The sequence below is a fragment of the Sphingomonas sp. Leaf37 genome (assembly GCF_920939475.1).
Classification (GTDB): domain Bacteria; phylum Pseudomonadota; class Alphaproteobacteria; order Sphingomonadales; family Sphingomonadaceae; genus Sphingomonas.
On record NZ_CAKLAX010000001.1, the window covers coordinates 606713 to 629740 of the forward strand.

Annotated in this window: 23 protein-coding genes and 1 tRNA gene; 14 read left to right on the top strand and 10 right to left on the bottom strand. The window is 66.5% G+C overall.

The window, feature by feature from the left end; all coding sequences use genetic code 11:
• Positions 1-18: 18 nt before the first annotated feature.
• The gene (locus tag LRA87_RS02645; RefSeq protein ID WP_230628925.1) at positions 19-1377 is read right to left on the bottom strand and encodes a putative O-glycosylation ligase, exosortase A system-associated; all 1359 of its coding nucleotides are present in this window, start codon (positions 1375-1377) and stop codon (positions 19-21) included.
• Positions 1370-1522: a hypothetical protein gene (locus tag LRA87_RS02650; protein ID WP_230628927.1), complete on the bottom strand. Its 153-nt coding sequence runs from the start codon at positions 1520-1522 to the stop codon at positions 1370-1372. The genes LRA87_RS02645 and LRA87_RS02650 overlap by 8 nt, the downstream gene beginning before the upstream one ends.
• 160 nt (positions 1523-1682) lie before the next feature.
• Here LRA87_RS02650 and LRA87_RS02655 point away from each other — a divergent pair, with 160 nt between their 5' ends.
• The 4 genes from LRA87_RS02655 to LRA87_RS02670 all read left to right on the top strand — a co-directional run bounded on the left by LRA87_RS02655 (position 1683) and on the right by LRA87_RS02670 (position 6057).
• Positions 1683-2381, top strand: a complete 699-nt coding sequence (locus LRA87_RS02655) for a hypothetical protein (protein ID WP_230628929.1) — start codon at positions 1683-1685, stop codon at positions 2379-2381.
• A 64-nt stretch (positions 2382-2445) separates the two neighbouring features.
• Complete coding sequence (locus tag LRA87_RS02660) at positions 2446-3681, top strand: TIGR04063 family PEP-CTERM/XrtA system glycosyltransferase (protein ID WP_230628931.1); 1236 nt, start codon at positions 2446-2448, stop codon at positions 3679-3681.
• Positions 3654-4373, top strand: a complete 720-nt coding sequence (locus LRA87_RS02665) for a hypothetical protein (RefSeq protein WP_230628933.1) — start codon at positions 3654-3656, stop codon at positions 4371-4373. Before LRA87_RS02660 ends, LRA87_RS02665 begins: the two co-directional genes overlap by 28 nt.
• 112 nt (positions 4374-4485) lie before the next feature.
• The gene (locus LRA87_RS02670) at positions 4486-6057 is read left to right on the top strand and encodes a spinster family MFS transporter (protein ID WP_230629791.1); all 1572 of its coding nucleotides are present in this window, start codon (positions 4486-4488) and stop codon (positions 6055-6057) included.
• A 50-nt stretch (positions 6058-6107) separates the two neighbouring features.
• Here LRA87_RS02670 and LRA87_RS02675 read toward each other — a convergent pair whose 3' ends face one another.
• On the bottom strand, positions 6108-6644 hold the full coding sequence (locus tag LRA87_RS02675; protein WP_230628935.1) for a superoxide dismutase family protein: 537 nt from the start codon (positions 6642-6644) through the stop codon (positions 6108-6110).
• Between the two features lie 22 nt (positions 6645-6666).
• The gene (thpR, locus tag LRA87_RS02680) at positions 6667-7233 is read right to left on the bottom strand and encodes an RNA 2',3'-cyclic phosphodiesterase (RefSeq protein ID WP_230628937.1); all 567 of its coding nucleotides are present in this window, start codon (positions 7231-7233) and stop codon (positions 6667-6669) included.
• Positions 7234-7366: 133 nt separating this feature from the next.
• Between thpR and LRA87_RS02685 the strand changes: the two genes are divergently transcribed.
• The 4 genes from LRA87_RS02685 to LRA87_RS02700 all read left to right on the top strand — a co-directional run bounded on the left by LRA87_RS02685 (position 7367) and on the right by LRA87_RS02700 (position 10164).
• Positions 7367-8107 (top strand): Bax inhibitor-1/YccA family protein, encoded by a 741-nt coding sequence (locus LRA87_RS02685; RefSeq protein WP_230628939.1) that lies wholly within the window; start codon positions 7367-7369, stop codon positions 8105-8107.
• A gap of 81 nt (positions 8108-8188) precedes the next feature.
• Positions 8189-8968, top strand: coding sequence for a transglutaminase-like domain-containing protein (locus LRA87_RS02690; RefSeq protein WP_230628941.1), 780 nt, complete (start codon positions 8189-8191; stop codon positions 8966-8968).
• A gap of 77 nt (positions 8969-9045) precedes the next feature.
• Positions 9046-9321 (top strand): hypothetical protein, encoded by a 276-nt coding sequence (locus LRA87_RS02695; RefSeq protein ID WP_230628943.1) that lies wholly within the window; start codon positions 9046-9048, stop codon positions 9319-9321.
• A gap of 285 nt (positions 9322-9606) precedes the next feature.
• Positions 9607-10164 (top strand): hypothetical protein, encoded by a 558-nt coding sequence (locus LRA87_RS02700; protein ID WP_230628945.1) that lies wholly within the window; start codon positions 9607-9609, stop codon positions 10162-10164.
• A 13-nt stretch (positions 10165-10177) separates the two neighbouring features.
• Here the strand turns inward: LRA87_RS02700 and LRA87_RS02705 are convergent, their stop codons facing one another.
• The 3 genes from LRA87_RS02705 to LRA87_RS02715 all read right to left on the bottom strand — a co-directional run bounded on the left by LRA87_RS02705 (position 10178) and on the right by LRA87_RS02715 (position 11808).
• Positions 10178-10924, bottom strand: a complete 747-nt coding sequence (locus LRA87_RS02705; RefSeq protein ID WP_230628947.1) for an extensin-like domain-containing protein — start codon at positions 10922-10924, stop codon at positions 10178-10180.
• Positions 10924-11670, bottom strand: a complete 747-nt coding sequence (locus LRA87_RS02710) for an NUDIX hydrolase (RefSeq protein ID WP_230628949.1) — start codon at positions 11668-11670, stop codon at positions 10924-10926. Before LRA87_RS02710 ends, LRA87_RS02705 begins: the two co-directional genes overlap by 1 nt.
• 62 nt (positions 11671-11732) lie before the next feature.
• Positions 11733-11808, bottom strand: a tRNA-Ala gene (locus tag LRA87_RS02715).
• A 244-nt stretch (positions 11809-12052) separates the two neighbouring features.
• On the opposite strand from LRA87_RS02715, the gene LRA87_RS02720 reads away from it, so the two are divergent.
• A complete protein-coding gene (locus LRA87_RS02720; RefSeq protein ID WP_230628951.1) occupies positions 12053-13228 on the top strand; it encodes a DUF2171 domain-containing protein in 1176 nt (391 codons plus the stop codon).
• A gap of 111 nt (positions 13229-13339) precedes the next feature.
• Positions 13340-14329, top strand: a complete 990-nt coding sequence (locus tag LRA87_RS02725; protein ID WP_230628953.1) for an NADP-dependent oxidoreductase — start codon at positions 13340-13342, stop codon at positions 14327-14329.
• Positions 14330-14480: 151 nt separating this feature from the next.
• Here the strand turns inward: LRA87_RS02725 and LRA87_RS02730 are convergent, their stop codons facing one another.
• Complete coding sequence (locus tag LRA87_RS02730; RefSeq protein WP_230629792.1) at positions 14481-17237, bottom strand: ribonuclease E/G; 2757 nt, start codon at positions 17235-17237, stop codon at positions 14481-14483.
• 492 nt (positions 17238-17729) lie between these two features.
• Between LRA87_RS02730 and LRA87_RS02735 the strand changes: the two genes are divergently transcribed.
• On the top strand, positions 17730-18977 hold the full coding sequence (locus LRA87_RS02735) for an N-acetylmuramoyl-L-alanine amidase family protein (RefSeq protein WP_230628955.1): 1248 nt from the start codon (positions 17730-17732) through the stop codon (positions 18975-18977).
• 37 nt (positions 18978-19014) lie between these two features.
• On the opposite strand, the gene ypfJ is transcribed toward LRA87_RS02735, so the two are convergent.
• Positions 19015-19923, bottom strand: a complete 909-nt coding sequence (ypfJ, locus tag LRA87_RS02740) for a KPN_02809 family neutral zinc metallopeptidase (RefSeq protein ID WP_230628957.1) — start codon at positions 19921-19923, stop codon at positions 19015-19017.
• Between the two features lie 109 nt (positions 19924-20032).
• On the opposite strand from ypfJ, the gene LRA87_RS02745 reads away from it, so the two are divergent.
• Together LRA87_RS02745 and LRA87_RS02750 are read left to right on the top strand one after the other, a co-directional pair.
• A complete protein-coding gene (locus LRA87_RS02745) occupies positions 20033-20818 on the top strand; it encodes a 3-hydroxybutyrate dehydrogenase (protein ID WP_230628958.1) in 786 nt (261 codons plus the stop codon).
• On the top strand, positions 20815-21429 hold the full coding sequence (locus LRA87_RS02750) for a DUF4893 domain-containing protein (RefSeq protein WP_230628959.1): 615 nt from the start codon (positions 20815-20817) through the stop codon (positions 21427-21429). Before LRA87_RS02745 ends, LRA87_RS02750 begins: the two co-directional genes overlap by 4 nt.
• Here LRA87_RS02750 and LRA87_RS02755 read toward each other — a convergent pair.
• Entirely contained in the window at positions 21426-22091 is a 666-nt protein-coding gene (locus LRA87_RS02755) for a hypothetical protein (protein ID WP_230628960.1), read from the bottom strand. The genes LRA87_RS02750 and LRA87_RS02755 overlap by 4 nt on opposite strands.
• 120 nt (positions 22092-22211) lie before the next feature.
• On the opposite strand from LRA87_RS02755, the gene LRA87_RS02760 reads away from it, so the two are divergent.
• Complete coding sequence (locus LRA87_RS02760; protein ID WP_230628962.1) at positions 22212-23027, top strand: DUF1206 domain-containing protein; 816 nt, start codon at positions 22212-22214, stop codon at positions 23025-23027.
• Position 23028 lies beyond the last annotated feature (1 nt).

Consider the following 23028-nt stretch of genomic DNA (forward strand, 5'->3'; position numbering starts at 1 on the left):
GCGCGTGGCGCCGACTGCTCACGCCGCCGCCGCTTCCGGCATGCGCGGCTTGCGCATCGACACCTGCGCCGTTTCGCTCCACCGCCGCGCCAGATACGAATCGAGGCCGATCTGCGCGCCTATGAGCATGTAGACGAACGGCTGGAAGGCGATGGCGATGAAGGCCGCGCCGAGCAGGTATACGAGATGCGCGGTTTGCAACGCGGCCGCGAGCGGTCCGGCCCAGCCGAATTCTCCTTCCGGATCGCGGTAGCGGCGGCGCAATATCTCCATGCGGAACAGGCCGATGAGGCTGATGGCCAGCCACAGCGCGAGGCCCATATAGCCCTGTTCGCCGAGCATTTCGAAATAGGCGCTGTGATAGCCGCGGGCCTTGTCCGTCACGGCCTGATCGGTGACGCCGGGGGCGGGGCCCGCGCCGGCGACCTTCTTGATCTCGTAGCGGATGCGGTTGCCGCGATACGCCTCGAACCCGCCACCGAACGGATGCGCCTTGGCGTAGTCCATCGTCCACTGCCACACGGCGAGGCGGGTGGAGGCGGATTCGTCGGCGTCGTGGCTCTTGATCGTGCTCATCCGGTCGGTGAAGGTCGCCGGCAGGAACGGCACCGCGACCAGCCCCGCCGCCGCGATCAGCGACACGTACAGGACCTTTCGCTTGGCGTTGCGCAGCGACAGCAGCGCGACGAGGACGGTGCACAGGGTGCCGGTGCGCGTCGACGTGCCGATCGGGATCAGCAGGCACGCGAAGATGAGGCACAGGCAAAAGCCCTTCACCTTCCAGTCGGGCGGAAAGATCGTGCCGTAGCGCATGAACCACGCGATCAGCGGCACGATCGCGATCGCGACGGTGGAGATCGTGCTGCCCTCGTACAGCCCGGAGTTGTTGTTCACCATCAGATCGAGCTGGCCGTAGCCGCCGCCGCCCGCCGCGGTCTTGATCCCGCCGACGATGATGATCGATGCCGCCGACAGGATCATGAACAGCAGCAGCGCCTCGATCCGCAGTCGCGTCCGCAGGGTGAGCGGCAGGAAGGCGGCGAAGGCGAGGCATTTCCACACCCAGTCCCATTTGTCCTTGGCATCGAGCGGGAAGTCCGCGCCTGCGGTCGTGCCCCAGCAATACAGCAGCAGCAGGACGATGAGGCCCTGCCGCGGGGTGAAGCGGCTGTCCGACTTGTCGTCCATCAGCAGCCAGCCACCGACCGCCATCGCGACCGCGATCAGCGAGATCGGCACGGTGTTGAGCAGGATATAGGTCAGCCGCTGGGGCGAGACGATGTCGATATAGACATAGGCCAGCACCAGGATGAACGGCCGTCGCAGCCCCATCCCGAAGATCGCGGCGAGGAAGGCGACGAAGACGAGATCACGCACCGGGCGGCGGGTCCAGCGGCCTGGCTTTCGCGCGCCAGTGGCGCGGCGGCGGGGATTCGGCGTCGAGATCGGGCCGCTTGAGCAGCAGCCATGCAGCGAGCAGCATGAGCCCATGGGTGAGGCCCAGCGACAGATTGTCGATCATGGTGTCGCCGCGCTCCTTTCCCGGTGTCGGGCGGATGTAGGGGAAGAGGGGTTGATGCGGCGTTAAGTGGAACAGCTTCCCTGCGTCGATGCCCCGCCGGATCGTTGTGTACGTCGTAACGCCGATCTAGCCATTGGTGCGAGAACATGGGGAGGGCGACATGCGAATCGAACCGGGGCTGGTGGCGATCGGGGCATTGGCATTCGGTGGCCTGCAGGACCAGCCTTCCCCTGTCGCCGCGCCGGGCAACATGCAGGATAGCCAGATCGTCGTCATCGCCCCCGACGACGCCGGTATCGACACGCGCGGACCGGTGCCTGTGCTGCGGGGCGGAGAATGGCGGTTCGAACGGAGCGCGCAGCTGAGCAGGGGCGAGTCCAGCAACGAGCCGGCGCAGCGGATACCCGGTGCCGGTGGTAGCCCTCGCCGGTTCGGGTTTTCCGTCTGCCTGCCCGACGACAGTCTGGAGGCTGCGCTCCAGCGGCTCGCCGGCGATCGATCCACCATGCCCAACCCCAGCCAGTTTTGCGGACGGTTGCGAGTGGACGCGGGCAAGGGGCGCATCGGCGGGCGGCGTACCTGCCAGCTGCCAGGCCGGCAGATCGGCACATCGCACAGCAACCTGAACCTGCGACTGAGCGGGCGTTACGATGCGCGCGCGATGACGATCAACGTCTATGCGGAGGAACAGACCGACGGGATCGCGGAGGGGCAACGCGTGCCGCGGCCCGCGACCTATAGCTGGAGGGTCGGCGCGCGACGCGTCGGACATTGTCCCGGCACCGGCGGCACGGTGCGGTCGCTGGACGAGGCCGCAGACCTGCTGTTCGTCCCGGGGGCGGACGATAGCGGCATCTGAACGCGACGGTCGGCGTTCCCACGGTTGACGGCCTATTAAGCCGTGTCATGTCACAGCGTTGCCCATGCGGATTCTTCATGTTCTGGACCATGGCCTGCCTTTGCAGAGCGGCTACACCTTTCGCACCCGCGCGATCCTTAAGGCGCAGGAGCAGCGGGGCTGGCACGTGGCGGCGGTGACCGGGCCGCGGCAGGGCATGACGGCGGATGCGGTGGAATCGGTGGACGGGCTGACATTCCACCGAACGCGGGCGACGTTGAAGAGCGGTGCGTTCGGAGAGCTGGCGGGGATCGCGGCGTTTGCGCGGCGTATCGATGCCGCGGTCGAATCGTTCCGGCCGGACATCCTGCACGCGCATTCGCCCGTGCTCGACGCGCTTGCGGCCTATCGCGTGGCACGGCGGCGCGGGTTGCCTCTGGTCTATGAAATCCGTGCGTTCTGGGAGGATGCGGCGGTCGGCAACGGGACCGGCACCGAAGCGTCGGTCAAATATCGCGCAACGCGGGCGATGGAGACATGGGCGGTACAGCGCGCCGATGCGGTCGCAGTGATCTGCGAAGGCTTGCGCGGCGACCTGATCGCGCGCGGGGTAGCTGCGGACAAAATCGTGGTCTCGCCCAACGGCGTCGATCTGACCGTGTTCGGCGAGCCCGTACCACGGGATGACGCGCTGGGGCGCGATCTGGGGCTGGCGGATGCCGAGACGATCGGTTTCATCGGCAGCTTCTACGATTACGAGGGGCTCGACGATCTGATCGCGGCAATGCCGGCGCTGGTCGCGGCGCGGCCGAAGGCGCGGTTGCTGCTGGTCGGCGGCGGGCCGATGGAGGCGGCATTGCGGGCGCAGGCGGCGGCATCGCCGGTGGCCGGAGCGATCCGCTTCGTCGGGCGGGTGCCGCATACCGAGGTCGAACGTTATTATGCGCTGGTCGACGTTCTGGCCTATCCGCGCAAGCACATGCGGCTGACGGATCTGGTGACGCCCTTGAAGCCGCTGGAAGCGATGGCGCAGGGCAAGCTGGTCGCGGCGTCCGACGTCGGCGGACATCGCGAATTGATTCGTGACGGCGACACCGGCACCTTGTTCAGGCCTGACGACCCGGCGGCGATCGCGAGCGCGCTGGCGGAATTGCTGGCGGATCGCAGCGGCTGGGATGCCCGTCGGGCGCGGGGGCGGGCGTTCGTCGAGGCGGAGCGTAACTGGTCGTCAAACATTTGTCGTTACGAGCCAATTTACCAGCGGCTGACATCGGCCGCGACAGTGGATGGATCATGGCAGCGTTCACCAGCCAGTATTTGAAGCTCCCCCGCCCGGGCATGACGGCGGCGGCCCATTGGGTCGCACCCGTGGGCGGAACCGTGGCCGCGGTCCTTGCGGCGGCGACATTCCTGCTCGTGCCGCAAGCCCTGCTGGAAAGCTGGGTATGGAGTAGCGGTCTGCCGGCGCTGATCGCCACGGCAGAGCCGCCGCTCGGTACGACCGCGCGTGCGGTGCTGGCGCTCGGCGTGGGGGCACTTGCTGCCGCGGTGACCTGGTCCGCGCTGTTCCTGATGTTCGGGCCCGACGGCCTGCTCGCGCCGAAGCCGGTCGCCGAAGAGGGCGTGCCGATATTGCGACGGGCCGATGCGCATCCGGACGCGCCGGCGCGCAAGCCCCTGTCCGCCGCCGATCTGGGTGCTCCCTTGCCACCGCCGCAGGTCGAGGTTGCAGGGGAGCCGATGCCAGCACCGCCGCCACCGCCGGTGATGCAGCCGATCCCGGTCGACCTCGATATGCCTTTGTCCGCCTTTCATCCCGGTGCGTTGCCGGACGTGCCGCGCGAGCCCGTTCGCCCCGTCGCGCCGTTGCGTCCGCCGGTGGCGCTGGAGCAGGGCGAGCGCATCGCCACCGTCCAGTTGCCGCGATCACCGGCGGAATCGACGACCGCTCCCTCGATCGAGGCGCTGCTGAAGCGGCTGGAACACAGCACGCGACGGCCGTTGCGCGCCTGACGGGCCGGCGGTCCCGTCGATCGGACTGCGGTTTAGAATATCGGGTATCGTTTTCGGGCTTACCGCCCCGCCGTGCCTCTGTTAGCCTTCGGCCAAACAGACGGAGAGGATGATGGCCGACCCCACATTGCCCGGGCTTGCCGGGGGCGAGCAGCAGGCATCACGGTATGCCTGGTACGTGCTCGGCATCCTGTTCGTCGTCTATGTCCTGAACTTCATCGACCGGCAGGTGATCTCGATCCTGGCGGAGGATATCAAGCGCGACCTGAACCTGAAGGACGAGGATCTGGGGTTCCTGTACGGGACCGCGTTCGGCGTATTCTACGCGCTGTTCGGAATCCCGCTGGGGCGGCTGGCGGACAGCTGGCATCGGGTGCGGCTGATGACGCTGGGGCTGGCGCTATGGTCGTCGATGACCGCGCTGTCCGGCTTTTCCCGCACCGGCGGTCAACTGGCTGCGGCTCGGATCGGCGTCGGCATCGGCGAGGCGACGGCGAGCCCGTCGGCCTATTCCCTGATCTCGGACTATTTCCCCAAGCGGCTGCGCGCCACCGCGCTGTCGATCTATTCCGCCGGTCTGTATGTCGGTGGCGGCGTGTCGCTATTCATCGGCGGGCTGATCGTACAGGGCTGGAACAACGCCTATCCGGGCGGTGGGCCGTTCGGGCTGGTCGGGTGGCAGGCGGCGTTCCTGGCGGTCGGTGCGCCGGGACTGATCGTGGCGCTGTGGATCGCGACGCTGCGCGAGCCGGTTCGCGGGCTGGTCGAGGGGCTGCCGGAGCCCGAGAAGCACCCGGCGCCGTTTCGCGCGTTTTTCGAGGAATTGCTGACGATCATCCCGCCGCTGACGCTGATCGGCGCGGCGCGGGGTGGTGCGCGTGCGCTGATGATCAACCTGACCGGACTGGCGGCGGTGGTCGCGGTGGTGGCGCTGCTGATCGGGCTGGGCGAACCTAAGCCGCAATGGCTGGCGGTCGGGACCGGCGTCTATGCGGTGTTTTCCTGGGCCTGTGCGCTGAAGCGGCGCGATCCGCCGACGTTCGCGCTGATCGTCGGCACTCCGGCGTTCCTGTGCACGGTGGTGGCCTATGGGCTGAATTCGTTCCTGAGCTATGCCGCCAGCTTCTGGGGCGCCCCCTATGTCTTGCGCGAACTGGGTGAGACGCCGGCGCGCGCCGGCCTGCTGCTGGGAAGCAGCGGCGCGCTGTCGGGATTCCTAGGGCTGACCATCGGCGGGATCGTTGCCGATCGGCTGCGGCGGACCGACCCGGCGGGGCGGCTGATCGTGGTGATCTTCGGCGCGAGCGTTCCGGTGCCGTTCCTGATCGGGGCGTTCACGGCGAGCAGCGTCTGGGTGTTCTACCCGTGCCTGTTCCTCGCCGGCCTGACCGCGAGCGGGGCATTGGGGTCGGCGGCGGCGACGACGCAGGATCTGGTGTTGCCACGCATGCGGGGAACGGCGACGGCGACCTTCTTCATCGGCACGACACTGATGGGACTGGCGATGGGGCCGTATCTGGCCGGGCGGATATCGACGCTGTCCGGCAGCCTGTCGGTGGGCATGCTGTCGCTGCTGCTGGCGATGCCGATCACGCTGACCTGTGCGATCGCGGCATACCGGCTGGTGCCGAAGGCCGAGGCATCGCGGGAGGCGCGGGCACGGGCTGCGGGCGAGCCTATCTGAAGGCGAACCGGTGTTCCTGCGGGTGCGGGAACACCGGAAGGCAGCCGGGGTCAGGCGGCGCCGAATACGCCGCACGCGATGCGGCCACCGCTATTGCCGGACGGATCGGTCATCAGATCGTCCGGGCCGGCATGCACCACGATCGCCGATCCGTCCGCATCCAGCAGCCCGGCCATCGTCGCGCCGGGGACGGTGATGCCGAGCGTACCGCGCCCGTCGGTGCCGATGATCAGATTGGGCAGGTCGCCCTCGTGCGGCCCTTGCGGGTTCATCGTACCGTGCTTGCTAGCGGTCGGGTTCCAATGGCCGCCGGCAGTGGTGAAGTCCGGCCCGTCGCAGCGGCCGACGGTGTGGACATGCGCACCATGCGTACCGGCGGGCAGGCCCTTTACGTCCAGCGTATAGCGGATGCCGCCGGCGACTTCGGTGGCGGAGGCGCGCCCGGCATCGATGCCCGTGCCGGTCTTCAGCATCGCGGTCGCCCGCGCGCCGCCCTCGGTCGGCGATCCGACGGCGACCTCCTCCGACTTGGTGCAGGCAGCAAGGGCCAGCGAGGACAGGCCGGCGAGGACGAGAATGGCGCGCATGATGGAAACTCCCTGATTCACATTACGAACCCGTCATGACGGCTGCCGGTTCCAGCGACCAGCGGGCGACCGGTTCGTAGCCGGCGCCGCTGCGGCCGAGATGGCTTTGATAGAGCAGGATGTGGGGCATCGCGAACAGCGGGCCGGTCAGGCCGGCATGCACTGCGAGCCAGCCGTCGATTTCCGGCATCATGCCTGCGCTGCGCGGCAGGCGGGCGAGGGTGACATGCGGCAGATATGCGCGACGCTCCGGCGGCAGGCCGGCGCGGACGCAGGCCTGATCGACCTTGCGGGCGAGATGATGGAGCGCATCGGTGGGGACGAGGCCCGCCCATAGCGTATCGGTGCGCCCCTTGTGCGCGAACCGGCCGACGCCGGCGATCTGCACGGTCGGCGTTTCCGCATGGATCGCGGCGAGCGCGGCTGCGATATCCTCCGCCTGCGGGCGATCGACCTCGCCGATGAAGCGCAGCGTGCAATGGAGTTGTTCGTCATCCTGCCACCGGGCATGCGGCACGCCGCCCATGGCCGCAGCCAGCAAGCGGCGGATACCGGGTGGCGGACGGAGCGCGACAAACAGGCGTAACATGATGAATGCGAAGCCCTTTGTAATGTTCTGTTGCTTTGGAACGCGACCCTAGCCGGTTTCGCTTGAAAAGGGACGGGTCGAGGCCGATATTTCGGCTATCCGACATCAGGTCGGAAAAGGAGTTCTGGATACCATGGCAAACTGGTCTGACCCCCGGCCGAGCGCCGCGCCGTTCGGGGCTTCACGCGCCGATGCAGCGCGTAGCGGCGCGTACGACGCGGGTCTGCGTTCGTACATGCTGTCTGTCTACAATTACATGGGCTCGGGCGTTCTGCTCACGGGCATCGTCGCCCTGCTGTTCGCGACTTCGGGCGCGGCACAGGCGGTGTTCGCCAATGGCGCGTTGCGGATGATCCTGATGCTGGCACCGCTAGGCATCGTGTTCGCGATGAGCTTCGGCCAGGGCCGGATGAAGACGGCGACGCTGCAACTGTTGTTCTGGGCATTCGCGGTCCTGATGGGCCTGTCGCTCTCGACGATCTTCCTCGTCTATAGCGGTACGTCGGTCGCGGGCGCGTTCTTTGCGACGGCGGCGGGCTTCGCCGGTCTGAGCCTGTATGGCTACACGACGAAGAAGGATCTGTCGGCCTTCGGCACCTTCCTGATCGTCGGTCTGGTCGGGCTGATCGTCGCGAGCCTGATCAACCTGTTCCTGCAGTCGGGCGTCATGAGCCTCGTCATCAGCGCGGTCGGCGTGCTGATCTTCGCCGGCCTCACCGCCTATGACACGCAGCGGACGAAGAGCCTGTATTTCGAAGTCGCGGGCACGGACATGGTCGGCAAGGCCGTCATCATGTCGGCATTGTCGCTGTACCTCGATTTCATCAACATGTTCCTGTTCGTCCTTCGCCTGTTCGGCGCCTCGCGCGACTAATCAGGAAGGCGAACGTTACCTGTCATGAGCCCGGTGGCCGATGCCGCCGGGCTCTTTCTTTTGCCTGAAGGATCGGTGCCGATGCGGCTCTCCATTGCCGTCGACCTGGATTACGCGATCATCGGGCAGCCGGCGGACGTGTTGTTGCAGATCGAGGCGGCCGCGATGCCCGATCAGCGGATCGTCGCCGAGGCGCTGACGGTCTGGAGCGACAATCCGGTCGCGGCCGTGCGGGGCGAGGACGGGATCGGGCAGCGATGCTGGATCCGCGCCGAGAACTGGCTGAAGGCGGAATATCGCGCCACCGTCGAGGTCGAGCGGGAGCCGGTCGATCTCGCGTCCCTGCCGCCGACGTCGGTCAGGGCGCTCGACGGCGCGCTGGTGCCGTATCTGTTGCCGAGCCGCTATTGCCAGTCCGACCGGCTGGAAGGGTTCGTCCGTCGTGAATTCGGCGGGCTGGAGGGCGGAGCGCTGGTAAGCGCGCTGAGCGAGTGGGTGGCGGAATCGCTGCAATATCGATCGAATGCCAGCAGTGGCGAAACGACGGCGCTGGACACCTTTGCCAGCCGTTCGGGCGTGTGCCGCGATTATGCGCATCTGCTGGTCGCGCTGGTGCGGGCCGGCGAGATCCCGGCGCGGTGCGTTGCCGCTTATGCTCCGGGTGTCGATCCGCCCGACTTCCATGCGGTGGCCGAACTGTGGCTGGATGGCGCGTGGCGGTTGGTGGATGCGACGCGGATGGCGCCGGCGGAATCGATCGCCCGCGTCTGCGTCGGCCGCGATGCGACCGATATCGCGTTCATGACGGTATTCGGCGAAGCCCAATTCGTCCGGCAGGATGTCCGCGTTGCACAGGTCTGATCCGGCCTGCCGATGACGGCAGGAACGGAAACGTTCGAGCAATCGTTCTCTCCCTGTAATCACAGGAGGGTGTCACTATGACCGGTATCGACGAAAAGGCGCTGGACAGCCTGTCGGTCGCGCCGAACGCCGGCAATCAGGAGCGCGACCCGCGCCAGGATGCCGGCCAAGACAAATCGATCAACAAGCGGCTGGAGAAGAATCCGGAAAGCTCGGACGCGCGGCTCGATGCCGGGCTGGACCAGTCGATGGACGCGAGCGATCCGCCATCGTCGACGCAGCCCGTACACAGCAACGGGCCGGCCCAGTCGTCGGGATATGACGAGGAGGCGGAACGCGCCCGTCAGGGGTAATCCGTTCGGTCGTTATCGCCAAGCGGCGGTCCCGGAAGGGGCCGCCGTTTTCGTTGGTGATCCCGGCTATCGATATTGGCCGGCGCAGCATTGTTGCTAGCCGGCCGCCGCGAGCGTCCATCGCGATCAATCGTATTCGATCCGTCGCATCGATGTTGCGGTGCAACAGCTTTCGTGATGCATTTGTGACGTCGAGAGCGTGGCCGGGATGAGGGCGTTAAGCTGCCCGTTAACTATCCTGTGCCATAGTGCGATCGAATTCACTGGCGGGGTGGGGTAACGATCATGGGTGCCAAGATGAGACCGGCCGAAGGCGCGATGACGCTGTCCGAGATGAAGGAGTTCGCAGGCTTTCCGAGCTCGACGCAGCGCTACATCCGGCGCAGCCTTGATATCGGGCTCGACCGCGACGATGCGATGGCGCGCTGGTCGCGCGACGTGGTCGAGGCGGCGAGCATCCGGGCGCAGGCGCGGCTGTACCGATCGCTGCCCGAATTGCGGCAGATGGTGCCCGACGATTCGGACCTGGGTGCGGTGGCCCCGTTCCTTGCGCCATTGATCACGCTGGTCGGGTTCGATCTGGGGCAGGGGCGGCTGACTACCTTTTCGGCGTTCCGCTTCCTGTACGAACGGTTGATCGGTGCGGAGTCGCGACCGTGGTTGCCGAGCGCATTCTGTGCGGCGGCGGCGTTGCCGCACCTGCACCCCGAATTGCGGCGCAAGCTGTTGCAATCGATCAGCGAAGCCGCGGCCACCGCGTCGGGATGGTCGAACCGGCAGCCTGCATTCTTCCCGCACTGGGTGGAAAAGGTCGACAACGGGTCGGCGGCATTGCCGAACTGATCAGCATGCTGCGCTAACGGCAGGCTCGCCATCCCATGCTGCTGCGGTTCGCCTGATCGAGGTGCAGGTGATCGCGGTGGGCGGCGTTATAGTCGGGCGACAGCGTCGTCGCGAACAGATCGCAGGCGCCATCGCGTACGTCGCGCAAAAACGCGGCTTTGGCGTCGTCGCCGCGCCAGTCCCCCACAACGGTGATGCGGGCGCCGTCGGCAAGGCGGAAACCGGCGATATCGACCGCGTCGGCGGTCGAGTGTTCGCTCCAGTTGCCGGCATCGCGACCGTAGATGCGGCGACAGGAATAGCTGCCGAAATGGTCGATGGCAGTGACGCGGCTGCCAAGATACTTCTGAGCCGCGGGTTGCACGACGTCCCATTCCCACATCGCCAGTGCCGCCGCGACCGGACAGGCGATGCCGAGGTTCGCCGGACGAAAGCCGATGTTGCGCGATCCGCCGTCGGTCAGGCGCACGCCGTCGGCATAGCCACAGCGGTCACCGTCACGCCGTTCGGGCAAGGCGGTGTAGCGCACGCCCGCATCCTTCAGCAGTGCGCGACATTGCGGAAAATCCCCTGTCAGCGCCGTCAGTTTGCGCCCGGTGAAGAGGCCGATCGGTTCGCCGAGCTGTAACGGCGTCCAGGGCATGTCCTGTGGCCGCCCCTTCGCAAACGCCCAGAGCAGGAAGACCGCCGCGCCGATCGCCAGCAATGCGACGATCCAGCCGATCGCGTGGCGTACCGCCCGGATCCAGCGCGCATCCATCAGCCGCGCATGGCCGCGCTCATCGGCTCGGCCGTGATGGGATAGCCCAGGTCGTCGGGGATGCAGAGGTGCGCGACGCCGTCGCGATCCTCGGTAAAGGGGGTGATGGTGCGGACCGGATAGGCGCGGGCATCGGCGACGGCATCGTCATAGTCGGCGTAGAGTGCCAGTCGTTCGAGGTTGCGGCGGGTGGGATAGATGATCGTCACATGGCCCGCATCCGCCTGCGCCAGCAGTTCGGCCGCGCCGGTCCAGATCAGTCGCACATTCTCGGTACGGTCGACGGTGGCGACCGCTTCATCCGGCGCCCTGACGAGGAAGAAGAGCGTGTCGAAGATCCGCATATGCGCGTGTGCCGGCAACCAGCGGGCAAAGGGCACCAGCACGTCGGGGTCGATCGCCAGCCGTTCGTCGGCGAGGATCGCCGCCAGCCCCTCGCCGGCATGCAGTCGCGCCCGGATCGCGACCACCTGCGCCGGCGAAGGTTGCGGGGACAGGCCGATCGCGAGGCCGGCTTCCTCCAGCGTCTCCCGGATAGCGGCGATGCGAGCCGCGCCGTCCTCGCCTGCACCCGATGCTTGAGCCAATATGTGGTCGCCGGGATCGATCCTCCCACCGGGGAACACCATGGCACCGCCGGCGAAGGCCATCGCCTTCGCGCGTTCGACCATCAGCAGTTCGGGCGGTGCATCCGGTCGATCGCGGAAGATGACGAGGGTCGCTGCGGGAATCGGATCATCGGGCATGTCGCGCTATAACGCGCATCGGCACGGTTGGTGACGGACGATCCGGGGAGATTGCGGGGTGGTGGTGGAGCTGAGGGGAATCGAACCCCTGACCTCTGCAGTGCGATTGCAGCGCTCTCCCATCTGAGCTACAGCCCCGCACCCCGACCGGGCAGCGCCCGGAAGCGTCGCCATTAGCGGCCCCGCGAAACCGATGCAACAGGGCGCGATCGGCGGTTCATAAATTCCCCTGCGACCGGCCGCCCGCTGCGCACGACACAAAGTCGTTGCGATCGTTCAACAATAGGAACGAAGCGACGGCTTGACCTTTGTTAACTCAGGAGCAGGGGCGCGCAGCAACGACGCGTCTCGCACCCGCAGGATGTTAATGCAGGAGACGAGCATGGGCTACGAAAGCTATCCGCGCGGCACCAATCCGCAGAGCGACTATTACGGGCGCACCGATCCGCAGGACTATGGCCGCGACTACGGCTCCGGCCGTGATTACAACTATTCGAGCGCGCGCGACTATCAGGCCGCAGGGCAGTCCGGCGATCGCGATCGTCAGGGCTATGGCGCGCGCGAATACGGCAACCAGGGCTATGGCCAGCGCGACCAGTATCAGCGCGGTGACGAAGACGGCCGTGGTCGTTATGGCGCAGGCAGCGGGTACGATCGCGACGACCGGCAGGATCGCGGCTACGGGCGGTCCGAACACGGCTATGGCGAGCATAGCCGTTACGGCGCAGATGCGGGCCGTGGCCAGAGCCGCGAATATCACGGCAGCTATGGATCGGGCAGTCGCCGGTTCGAGGATCATGGTCGCTACGCCCATGCCGATGACGATAACTACCGCAGCGGCAATCGCGACCGGCAGCAGGCTTACGGGCGATCGCAGCAGCAGGGATATGGTCGTCAGCCGCAGGGCTACGACTATGAGGACCGTGGTTTCTTCGCGCGGGCAGGAGACGAGGTGCGGTCGTGGTTCGGCGACGAGGATGCCGAGCGTCGACGCGAGTATGATTCGCGGATGGACGACCGGTACGACAACGATCGCGACAACGACTATCACAGCTGGCGCCGCGGGCAGATCCAGTCGCTGGATCGCGACTACGACGAATACCGCCGCGAGAACCGCTCGAAGTTCGAGAACGAGTTCGGATCGTGGCGCTCGACGCGCCAGACCCAGCGTGATTCGCTGAACAAGGTCGAAGAGCATATGGACGTCGTCGGCAGCGACGGCGAGCATGTGGGCACGGTCGACAAGGTGCGTGGCGACCGTATCCTGCTGACCAAGAACGATGCGGATGCGGGCGGTCGCCACCATTCGATCCCGTCGAGCTGGCTGCAGTCGGTCGACAGCAAGGTGACGCTGAGCAAGTCGGCCGCCGATGCCAAGCGGGCGTGGCGCGACGAGGAGCGCAATCAGGCGATGTTCGGCGACGAGGGCAACGATCGCTCGCGATACGGACAGGGCGGAAGCCAGTCGTCGTCGTCCACGACGGGCGGTCAGTCTTCGGCCAGCAGCACGTCCGGCGATGGCAAGACCCTGAACAAGAGCTTTTCCGGCACCTATTGAGGCGCGGGAGACGTGAAGCGAAAAGGCCCGGGGCGATGCCCCGGGCCTTTTTCGTTGCAGACTGCAACTGACATCGTCAGGTTGCGGGTACATCAGATCAGGAGAGCGAGAATGGCACGTGCATGGAGCCTGAAGTCCCGGCCGCAGGGTATGCCGACGATGGACAATTTCGAGCTGGTCGAGCTCGGCACCCGCGACCTGAAAGATGGTGAGATCCGCGTCGCCAACAGCTGGCTATCGGTCGATCCGTACATGCGCGGACGGATGAACGACGTGAAGAGTTACACACCACCTTTCGAACTCGGCGCACCGATGCAGGGTGGCGCGATCGGCAAGGTGATCGAGAGCCGCTCCGATACGTACAAGGAAGGCGAGATGGTCCAGCATTTCGCCGGCTGGCGTGACGAAGCGGTGCTGCCCGCCGATCAGGCCCAGTCGCTGCCGCAACTCGACGTCGATCCGCAAGCCTATCTGGGGCAGCTCGGTATGCCGGGGATGACCGCCTATTTCGGACTGCTGGAGGTTGCAGGCGCAAAAGAGGGCGACACGGTGTTCGTGTCCGCTGCGGCCGGCGCGGTCGGATCGACGGTGGTGCAGATCGCCAAGGCCAAAGGCTGCCGCGTGATCGGTTCGGCCGGCGGCGCAGAGAAGTGCGCCTGGGTGGAATCGTTGGGTGCCGATGCGGTGATCGATTACAAGAGCGGAACGCCGGTGGTGAAGGCGCTGGGAGAGGTCGCCCGGACTGGGATCGACGTATACTTCGACAATGTCGGCGGCGAGCATCTGGATGCGGCCCTGGCGCACGGCAATCAGGGTGCGCGCTTCGCGATCTGCGGGATGATCGACGTCTACAACAGCGGCAAGGCGACCGAATTGCGGTATCTTGCGCGGCTGATCGGCATGCGGATGCGGGTGCAGGGCTTCATCGTCAGCGACTACATGGATCGCGCGGCCGAGTTCTATCGCGACATGGGGGGCTGGCTGAAGGACGGCAAGTTGAAGCGCAACGAGACGGTGTTCGACGGACTGGATGCGATGCCGGATGCGTTCCTCGGCCTGTTTACCGGGGGGAACACGGGCAAGATGTTGGTGCGGGTGTAAGGATAGCGGGCGCCGGTTCGCAATGATTGCGTGCGGCGCCTGGCATTCCGGAAGTGGTGACTGGTAACAGTTCGGTCATGGCGACGGCAGAATCTGCGCACAAAGAAAAACCCCTCCCGCTCGAGTGAGCGGGAGGGGTTTTCGTTTCAGCTCATGCGCCGAAGGTGCGTTGCCACCAGCCGCGGCGGGGAGCTTCGCCGTCTTCGGGGGCCGTATCGTCGGCGTCGGCCGGAGCGGTGCCGTCCTGCGCAACTGCCAATGTCGACTCCGGCTGTGGGACAGGTTCCGCTACCGGTGCCGCGACCGTTTCCACCGGAGCGGCCTCGGTAGCCGCGGCGGGCTTGCGAGTGCGGCGGCGCTTGGGCTTCTCCTCGGCGGGCGCTTCGGTCGGGGCTTCGACGACGGGCGCCGCTTCCTCGATCGCGGCGGCAGGCGTCGCCTTCTTGCGGGTGCGCTTGGGCTTGATGGCCGGGGCTTCCGCTTCGGTTGCAGGTGCCTCTACCGGGACCGGCGCTTCGGCGACCGGAGCCTCCACCGCAGGCGAAGCGGCGCGCGCGCGCGGTCGGCGGCGGGTCTTGGGCGCTTCTACAGGAGCTGCGTCCTCAACCGCGACCGGTGCGGGCGCGTCGAGGCCGGTGGTGACCGGACCGGCATCGCCGGCTTCGGCGATCGGCTCGAGCTCCACGGCGTCGGCCTCGACATCGTCGGCCGACAGCAGCGGTTCCGTCGTGCCGTCGTTGCCTTCGACCTGATCCCCCGCCTGACGACGTCCGCCGCGACGACCGCGACGACCGCGACGACGACGGCCTTCGCCTTGCGGCTGTTCGCCGGCGAAATCGGCGGTGTCCGCCTCGTTGCCTTCGATCGCCTCCGGCTCGTCGCCTTCGCCGGTGTCGGCCTCGACGGCGTCGCTTTCGACACCGGCATCGTCCTGCACCGTCTCGCCGTTCTCGTCCTTGCGACCGCGACGACCGCGACGACGGCGGCGACCACGACCGCGGCCTTCACCCTCGCTACGATCTTCGCGTTGCTCGGGACGGCGGCCGCCTTCGCGACGGGGCTGTTCCTCCGCCTCCTCGACGATCTCTTCCTCTTCCTCGTCCTCGATCTCCTCGGGGACGTCGTCGTAATCTTCCTCGATCAGCGCCTCGATCCTGGGGGCGTAGGCGGGCGGCGGTCCGGAGACCTCGACCGACATGCGGGCGCCCTCTTCCTCGCGATCGGGGATGATCTCGACCTGCACGCCATAGCGATCCTCGATCTCGGCGATGTCGGCACGCTTGCGATTGAGCACGTAGATCGTCGCTTCCTGCGAAGCGCGCAGCGTGATGAGCGAACCGCGACCGCGTGCGGCCTCGTCCTCGATCATGCGCAACGCGGACAGGCCGGCCGACGATGCGGTGCGGACCAGACCGGTGCCCTCGCAATGCGGGCAGGCGCGGGTGGAGGCTTCGAGTACGCCCGTGCGCAGACGCTGACGGCTCATCTCCATGAGGCCGAACGACGAGATGCGACCGACCTGAATGCGGGCGCGATCGTTCTTCAGCGCCTCCTTCATCGCCTTCTCGACCTTCCGGACATTGGAATTGTTGTCCATGTCGATGAAGTCGATGACGACAAGGCCGGCCATGTCGCGCAGCCGCAATTGGCGCGCGATCTCATGCGCGGCTTCGAGGTTGGTCGCAGTCGCGGTCTGTTCGATATTGTGTTCGCGGGTCGACCGGCCGGAGTTGATGTCGATCGACACCAACGCTTCGGTCGGGTTGATGACCAGATAGCCGCCCGATTTCAGCTGCACGACCGGATGGTACATCGCAGCGAGCTGATCCTCGACGTGTGCGCGCTGGAACAGCGGCACCGCGTCGGCATATTGCTTGATGCGCCGGCCGTGGCTGGGCATCAGCAGTTTCATGAATTCCTTGGCGTGGAGATAGCCTTCCTCGCCCTCGACGATCACCTCGTCGATATCCTTGTTGTAGATGTCGCGGATCGCGCGCTTGATCAGGTCGCTGTCGCCGTAGATCAGTGCCGGTGCGGCCGAACCGAGCGTGGCTTCGCGGATGCCGTCCCAGAGACGGGCGAGATAATCGAAGTCGCGCTTGATTTCGACCTTGGTGCGCTGGAGGCCCGCGGTGCGGACGATGCAGCCCATCGACGGCGGCAGTTGCATGTCGGCCATGATCGACTTCAGGCGCTTGCGATCGGACGCATTGCTGATCTTGCGGCTGATCCCGCCGCCGTGCGACGTGTTGGGCATGAGCACGCAGTAGCGGCCGGCAAGCGACAGATACGTCGTCAACGCCGCGCCCTTGTTGCCGCGCTCTTCCTTCACGACCTGGACCAGCAGCACCTGACGGCGGCGGATGACATCCTGAATCTTGTAGCGGCGGCGCAGGTTCATACGGCGCTGGCGCAGCGCCTCGACCTGGTCGTCGTTCGCGGTGCGCGGCTTCTTCGACGTGCCGTCCGACGTGCCTTCGTCGCCGTTGGCCTCGTCGTGCTCGGCGTCATCGTCGTGATGGTCGGCGTCGTCGAAATCGTCATGCTCGTCGTCATGATGATCACCGTCATGGTCGGCGTGATCGTCGTCGTCGCCGTCATGTTCCGCACGCAGCGCGGCTTCCTCGGCGGCATGCTCGGCTTCTTCGCGGAGCAGCGCGTCGCGGTCTTCCTTCGGGATCTGATAGTAATCCGGGTGGATTTCGCTGAACGCCAGGAAGCCGTGGCGATTGCCGCCGTAATCGACGAACGCCGCCTGCAGCGACGGCTCGACGCGCGTCACCTTGGCGAGGTAGATATTCCCCTTGAGCTGTTTGCGCTCGGCACTCTCGAAATCGAACTCTTCGATCCGGTTATTCTTGACGACGGCGACCCGGGTTTCTTCCCGGTGGCGTGCGTCGATCAGCATACGCGTGGTCATTGAAATGTCTCCGCGCGCGTGGCGCTCCAGCGGGTGGCCCTGACAGGACCGGTCCGGAGGGCGCGCATGCGCATTGATAAAGCGCGCCGGGCAATCCGGCGCGTATGTATGGCAAAGATGCGTCTGCTCGCCCGGCACATCGGGGGGCTCGGCCCTCCCACACGTTCGACACGCCGCCGGCCGAAGCCGGGCGGTGTCGAACGTTGGAAAAGTGCGTCATGCGAGCGTCAACCTGGTTAAACCCGACCCAGGAAGGGCCGGGGACCTGTGCTTCGCGTCTTACGGATAGCGCGCGTCGCACGGGTGCAGTCCGTTGGTAGCATCGGACCCGACGCACCGCAACTGGCAGGAACTTGCCGGCCGACGCGGCAAAATAATGCCGAATTCCGGATTAACCTTGCCGGGCAACTCCGCGTTCGCACCCCGGCATCTAGAACAAACCCCGGCGATCGCAGGAGAATCGTCAAAAGGGGTTTGGTAATGGCTTTTCGCTGGACCCGCGCATCGTCTGCGCGGCAAGGACGCCGTGTGTTCGCGCTCTTCGCCCTGATCGCCGGCTGGCTGACGAGCGCGCCCGCGTGGGCAGCGACCGCCATTCGCAGCGTCGTGGTGCAGGACGGATCGATCGTCATCCGCTTCGACGGGCGTGTCGGCGATGCGACCGGCATCATCCTGGACGGGACCCGCCAGATCGCCGTCGATGTCGCAGGCGCCTTACCGGGCGTGCGGGCCGCAACCGGTGGACCAGTAAGCGGTGTACGCCAGCTGCGTCAGGGAAGCGGCACGCGCCTGTTGTTCGATCTCGCGCGTCCGGCGATTCTGGGCGATGGCGGGTTCGACGCGGACGGGCAGAGCCTGACGCTGTCGCTGGAGCCGGTCAGCGCCGCGCGTTTCGCCGCCGCCAGCGCGGCCGGGCCGCTCAGCTTCATGGCATTCGACTTCGGCGACTGGGCCGCCAAGCCGAAGTACAAGGTATCGATCCCTGTGCCGCCGCCCGCGCGCGGCGTCGCGCTGCCACGGGTGCGCGGTGACGACAGCCGCCCGTTGGTGGTGATCGATGCCGGTCATGGCGGCGTCGATCCGGGTGCGATCAATCCCGAGACCGGCCTGCGCGAAAAGGACGTGACGCTGCGGATCGCACAGGCGATTCGTGACGAACTGCTGGCGACGGGCCGCGTCCGCGTGGCGTTGACGCGGGACGACGACCGTTATCTGGTGTTGCGTGAACGGTACGGCATCGCACGCCGGCTGAAGGCGAGCCTGTTCATCTCGGTTCATTGCGACAGCGTCGGTAGTGGCGATGCCTCCGGTGCCTCGGTCTACACGCTGTCCGAGGTCGCGTCCGACAAGGAGGCCGCGCGGCTGGCAACGCGCGAGAACAAGGCGGACGTCATCTCCGGCGTCAACCTGGGAGATGCCGGTGCGGACGTGTCATCGATCCTGATCGATCTGACGCAGCGCGAGACGATGAACACCTCCGCCAGTTTCGCCCGACTGCTCGGGCGTGAGGCCAAGCCGCTGATCCCGACGAAGCCGGTGTTCCATCGCATGGCGTCGTTGATGGTGCTGAAAGCGCCGGACATGCCATCGATCCTGTTCGAGACGGGCTATATCTCCAATCCGTCGGATGCGGCGTTTCTGGATAGCCGGCAGGGGCGCGAACGGATCGCGGAGAGCGTAACGAAGGCGGTGGAAGTACATTTCGCGCGGCAACTGGCAAGCCGCTAGTCGGGATCGCCCTCTCCCCTGCGGGAGGGGGACTGGATCAGATCGCGCCGGAGAAGGTGTCACACTGGGCCGGGTCGCCCGTCGTCAGGCCGCGTTGCAGCCATGCCTGACGCTGCGCCGACGTGCCGTGCGTGAAGCTGTCGGGAACGACCCGGCCCTGGCTCTGCTTCTGGAGCGTATCGTCGCCGATCGCCTGAGCCGCGGTGAGCCCCTCTTCGAGATCGCCGGGTTCCATCCTACTGCGGTTCTGCGCCGCCCACACCCCGGCATAGCAATCCGCCTGTAGCTCCAGCCGCACCGAAGCGGCGTTGCCTTCCGTCTCGCTGCCGCGGCGCTGGATCTGCTGCACCTGATCGGACGTGCCGAGCAAATTCTGGATGTGGTGGCCGAATTCGTGCGCGATCACGTAATCCTGCGCGAAATCGCCCTTGGCGCCGAAACGCGTGGCGAGCTCGTCGAAGAAGCTGGTGTCGAGATAGATGCCCTGATCGGTCGGGCAATAGAAGGGACCCATCGCCGCCTGCGCCGCGCCGCAGCCGGATTTGCCGCTGCCACCGAAGAAGACGAGCTTGGGTTCCTGAAAGCGCTGGCCGGCTTTTTCGAACAAAGCGGTCCAGGTGTTTTCCGCGGACTGGAACGCGTTGCAGGCCGCCTTGCTCTGCGGCGTCAGGTTGCAGCTCGATGCGACATCGGTGCCGGCGCGCTGGCTGGTCGGCGCGGACACCTGACCGCCGCCACCGCCGAGCATGCCGCCGAGGTTGCCCAGCCCGCCGAACACCGCGAACAACAGCAGCACCACGACGATGCCGCCGCAGCCAAAGCGACTGCCGATCAGCGGCAGCAGACCAAACAGCAATCCGCCGCCGCCACCGCCGCCACCGCCGAAGCTCTGGCCCCTTTGATCCTCGACATTGATATCATTGGGATCGAAATCGTCGAGGCGCATGGCAGGCTCCGTTTTGCTGGCGTTACGAAATGCGCGAACCGTACCGACGGTTGCAACGTTTACCGTGACGACGCAGGACGACTCGCGTTCATCAGGAGATCCCATCGCCATGTTCCTCAAGGGCAAGACCGCGCTCATCACCGGCTCCACCTCGGGTATCGGCCTTGCCTATGCGCGCGCCTTCGCCGCCGAAGGCGCCGCGGTGGTGATCAACGGCTTTGGTGACGCCGACCAGATCGAGGACATCCGGGCCGAGCTGGCCGCCACCAGCGGCGTGGCTGCGCTGTACGATGCGGCGGACATGACGAAGCCGGACGAGATCGCGGCGATGGTCGACCGGGCGGCCCGGGAGACGGGCAGCGTCGATATCGCGGTCAACAACGCAGGCATCCAGCACGTCGCGCCGATCGAAAGCTTTCCGGACGATAAAATGGAGGCGATCATCCGCATCAACCTTCTGTCGGCCTGGTACGTCGCAAAGGCGGCGATACCGCATATGAAGGCGAAGGGATGGGGACGGATGATCACCACCGCCTCGGCACACAGCCTGGTCGCGAGCCCGAACAAATCGGCCTATGTCATGGCCAAGCACGGGATCGCCGGCCTGACCAAGACGCTGGCGCTTGAGACGGCGCAGCAGGGCATCACCGTCAATTGCATCTCGCCCGGCTATGTCTGGACACCATTGGTCGAGGCGCAGATCCCCGACACGATGACGGCGCGGGGCCTGACGCGCGATCAGGTGATCAACGACGTGCTGCTCGCCGCGCAGCCGACCAAGGAATTCGTCACGCCGGAACAGGTTGCCGCGTTGGCGCTGTTCCTGTGCCGCGACGAGGCGAAGGCGATCACCGGTGCGAACATGTCGGTGGACGGCGGCTGGACGGCGGCATGACGGCATGGCGCCTTGCCGTGCCCGTGCTGTTGGCCGCGGCGATGGCATCGCCGGCGACCGGTGCGCAACGCGATGTCGATGTCGACTGGCGCAAGGTCGCGACGAAGCAGGATCGCGAGCGGCTGCGCGGCTGGCGTGATGCGTGGATCGAAGCGCTGGGCAAGGTGCGTACGACGCGCGACGGCGCCGCCGCACTGGCGCAAGACGCGGCGCTGTTCGATCCCGACCGGTTGATTCAGGGAGCGGCGCTGACGCCGGGGTCCTATCGCTGCCGGATGTACCGGCTGGGCGGTGTCGGAGCGGGAGCGCGGGTGCTGCTCAGCGGCGGATGGGCCGGATGCCGCGTCACGGAAAATGGCCTCGTCCGTCGTTTCGTGACCGATGGTGCGCAGCGGGCGAGCGGCAATCTGTTCGACAGCACCGACTCCCGTACCGTCTTTCTCGGCACTCTGGCGCTTGGCGACGAGGACAGGCCGATGCGTTACGGCCGCGATGCGCGTCGCGACATGGCGGGGCTGGTCGAGCGGATCGGGCCGGATCGATGGCGGATGGTGCTGCCGTTCCCCGGTTTCCAGTCCACGTTGGACGTGATGGAAATCGTGCGCGGTTAGTTGACTGTCGCGGGCGCCGTCGCCGGATCGGGGGCGACCGTCGGCCCAGCGGTGATCGGCGGCCCCGCTCCGATCGGCGGCCCCGCTCCGATCGGCGGCAATGACGCGAGATACGCCTTCCCATGCATGTTGACGATCGTCACCCGCCCCGGATTGGCCTCTGCTACCGCCTTCAGGTAGGAACGCGGCTTCCTCATCAATCCGGGCTGGTCGAGACCCGAAAGGCCGGCGATTCGTGCCGCTTCCTTGACGAAATGAACGCAATTGCGATTGTTGAGGTTGTAGTGCCCGTCACCCGTCTTTTCGTCCCACGCGGCGATCAGCGTCAGTATCTCGGCATATTGCGCATCGCTGAGCACGAGCGAGAACTGGGCATCGCTGCCAGCGATATAACCGGGTTTGGATATGTCGAGCCGGCCGGCGACGGTTCCCATCAGTATTTTCGGTGACACCGATTTGGCCGTGAAGCCGTAATTGACGTCGACCGGGTTACCGCCTGCGTCGGGCACGCCGCGCAACGTGAAGAAGGTATGCGGGAAGCTGTTGCCGAGTTCGTGGCTCCAGAAGGTGATCGTCACCGCCGCCCATGCCGGCGCAGATCCGAAGATCGAGCCGAGCAGCAGCAATGTGGCGAGCAACGGGCGCAGAAGTGAGCGGTGCATGGAGGCGATGATATCCGCATCGCCGCGTCACCCGCAATCGCGATTCGCGCGGTGATGCCGTCACGCTGCCGGAACGATCGTGCAGCGCGGCGGTTGGCGGCGTCGAACGGGAGACGCGGCATGACGGCGAAAGCAAAAACGAACGACATCAACGGACTGGAGATGGCGGCGCGGCTTGGCTTCGCTGCGCGTGCGGTGACCTATGGCGCGATCGGCTATCTGACGCTGCGGCTTGGCCGGACGGAGGACAATCAGGGCGTGCTCGGATTCGTGCAGAGCACCGGCGGCAGTATCGTGCTGTCGCTGATGGCACTCGGTTTCGCGGGGTACGGCCTGTGGCGATTGTCCGAGGCGGCGGTGGACAGCGAAGGGCAGGGCAGTGGTGCGGGCGGCATGGTCAAGCGGCTAGGGGGTGCGATCTCCGGCGCAATCCACCTGGGGCTGTGCTGGGCGGCGGTGCGGCTGCTGGTATGGGGCGAGCGGAGCAGCGGCGACAGCGCCGAATGGGGGGCATCGACCGCGCTGCGCTTCCCCGGCGGCGAGGTGGCGTTGATCCTGGTCGCGATCGTGCTGCTCGGTCTTGGCATCTATCAGGCGGTCAAGGCGGTTAAGCTGGGCTTCCTCAAGCATCTGGAGCCGGCGGCGGCGGCAAGACCTTGGGTCGGCTGGGTCGGTCGTGCCGGTTATCTGGCGCGTGGCATCGTGTTCTCCGCCACCGCATTGTTCATGGTGCAGGCGAGCATGAACAGCCGCGCCTCGGCGGCCGGGGGGCTGGAGCAGGCGCTCGACCGCTTTCCCGAATGGCTGCGGTTGCTGGTCGCGGCGGGACTGTTGCTGTTCGGCGTGTTCAGCGCGGTGGAGGCGGTCTATCGCCGGATCACCGATCCGCAGGTCATCGAACGGCTGACCCGCGGTGCGGCGAGGATCGTCGGCTGAG

What these genes read in the sequence shown, in the direction of transcription:
- LRA87_RS02670 (WP_230629791.1), top strand. Translation starts at nt 4,486, where the DNA reads ATGGCCGACCCCACATTGCCCGGGCTTGCCGGGGGCGAGCAGCAGGCA.
- LRA87_RS02650 (WP_230628927.1), bottom strand. Translation starts at nt 1,522, where the DNA reads ATGATCGACAATCTGTCGCTGGGCCTCACCCATGGGCTCATGCTGCTC.
- LRA87_RS02730 (WP_230629792.1), bottom strand. Translation starts at nt 17,237, where the DNA reads ATGCTGATCGACGCACGCCACCGGGAAGAAACCCGGGTCGCCGTCGTC.
- LRA87_RS02695 (WP_230628943.1), top strand. Translation starts at nt 9,046, where the DNA reads ATGACCGGTATCGACGAAAAGGCGCTGGACAGCCTGTCGGTCGCGCCG.
- LRA87_RS02705 (WP_230628947.1), bottom strand. Translation starts at nt 10,924, where the DNA reads ATGGATGCGCGCTGGATCCGGGCGGTACGCCACGCGATCGGCTGGATC.
- LRA87_RS02755 (WP_230628960.1), bottom strand. Translation starts at nt 22,091, where the DNA reads ATGCACCGCTCACTTCTGCGCCCGTTGCTCGCCACATTGCTGCTGCTC.
- LRA87_RS02685 (WP_230628939.1), top strand. Translation starts at nt 7,367, where the DNA reads ATGGCAAACTGGTCTGACCCCCGGCCGAGCGCCGCGCCGTTCGGGGCT.
- LRA87_RS02735 (WP_230628955.1), top strand. Translation starts at nt 17,730, where the DNA reads ATGGCTTTTCGCTGGACCCGCGCATCGTCTGCGCGGCAAGGACGCCGT.
- ypfJ (WP_230628957.1), bottom strand. Translation starts at nt 19,923, where the DNA reads ATGCGCCTCGACGATTTCGATCCCAATGATATCAATGTCGAGGATCAA.
- LRA87_RS02710 (WP_230628949.1), bottom strand. Translation starts at nt 11,670, where the DNA reads ATGCCCGATGATCCGATTCCCGCAGCGACCCTCGTCATCTTCCGCGAT.
- LRA87_RS02665 (WP_230628933.1), top strand. Translation starts at nt 3,654, where the DNA reads ATGGCAGCGTTCACCAGCCAGTATTTGAAGCTCCCCCGCCCGGGCATG.
- LRA87_RS02675 (WP_230628935.1), bottom strand. Translation starts at nt 6,644, where the DNA reads ATGCGCGCCATTCTCGTCCTCGCCGGCCTGTCCTCGCTGGCCCTTGCT.
- LRA87_RS02745 (WP_230628958.1), top strand. Translation starts at nt 20,033, where the DNA reads ATGTTCCTCAAGGGCAAGACCGCGCTCATCACCGGCTCCACCTCGGGT.
- LRA87_RS02690 (WP_230628941.1), top strand. Translation starts at nt 8,189, where the DNA reads ATGCGGCTCTCCATTGCCGTCGACCTGGATTACGCGATCATCGGGCAG.
- LRA87_RS02760 (WP_230628962.1), top strand. Translation starts at nt 22,212, where the DNA reads ATGACGGCGAAAGCAAAAACGAACGACATCAACGGACTGGAGATGGCG.
- LRA87_RS02655 (WP_230628929.1), top strand. Translation starts at nt 1,683, where the DNA reads ATGCGAATCGAACCGGGGCTGGTGGCGATCGGGGCATTGGCATTCGGT.
- LRA87_RS02660 (WP_230628931.1), top strand. Translation starts at nt 2,446, where the DNA reads ATGCGGATTCTTCATGTTCTGGACCATGGCCTGCCTTTGCAGAGCGGC.
- thpR (WP_230628937.1), bottom strand. Translation starts at nt 7,233, where the DNA reads ATGTTACGCCTGTTTGTCGCGCTCCGTCCGCCACCCGGTATCCGCCGC.
- LRA87_RS02700 (WP_230628945.1), top strand. Translation starts at nt 9,607, where the DNA reads ATGGGTGCCAAGATGAGACCGGCCGAAGGCGCGATGACGCTGTCCGAG.
- LRA87_RS02720 (WP_230628951.1), top strand. Translation starts at nt 12,053, where the DNA reads ATGGGCTACGAAAGCTATCCGCGCGGCACCAATCCGCAGAGCGACTAT.
- LRA87_RS02725 (WP_230628953.1), top strand. Translation starts at nt 13,340, where the DNA reads ATGGCACGTGCATGGAGCCTGAAGTCCCGGCCGCAGGGTATGCCGACG.
- LRA87_RS02750 (WP_230628959.1), top strand. Translation starts at nt 20,815, where the DNA reads ATGACGGCATGGCGCCTTGCCGTGCCCGTGCTGTTGGCCGCGGCGATG.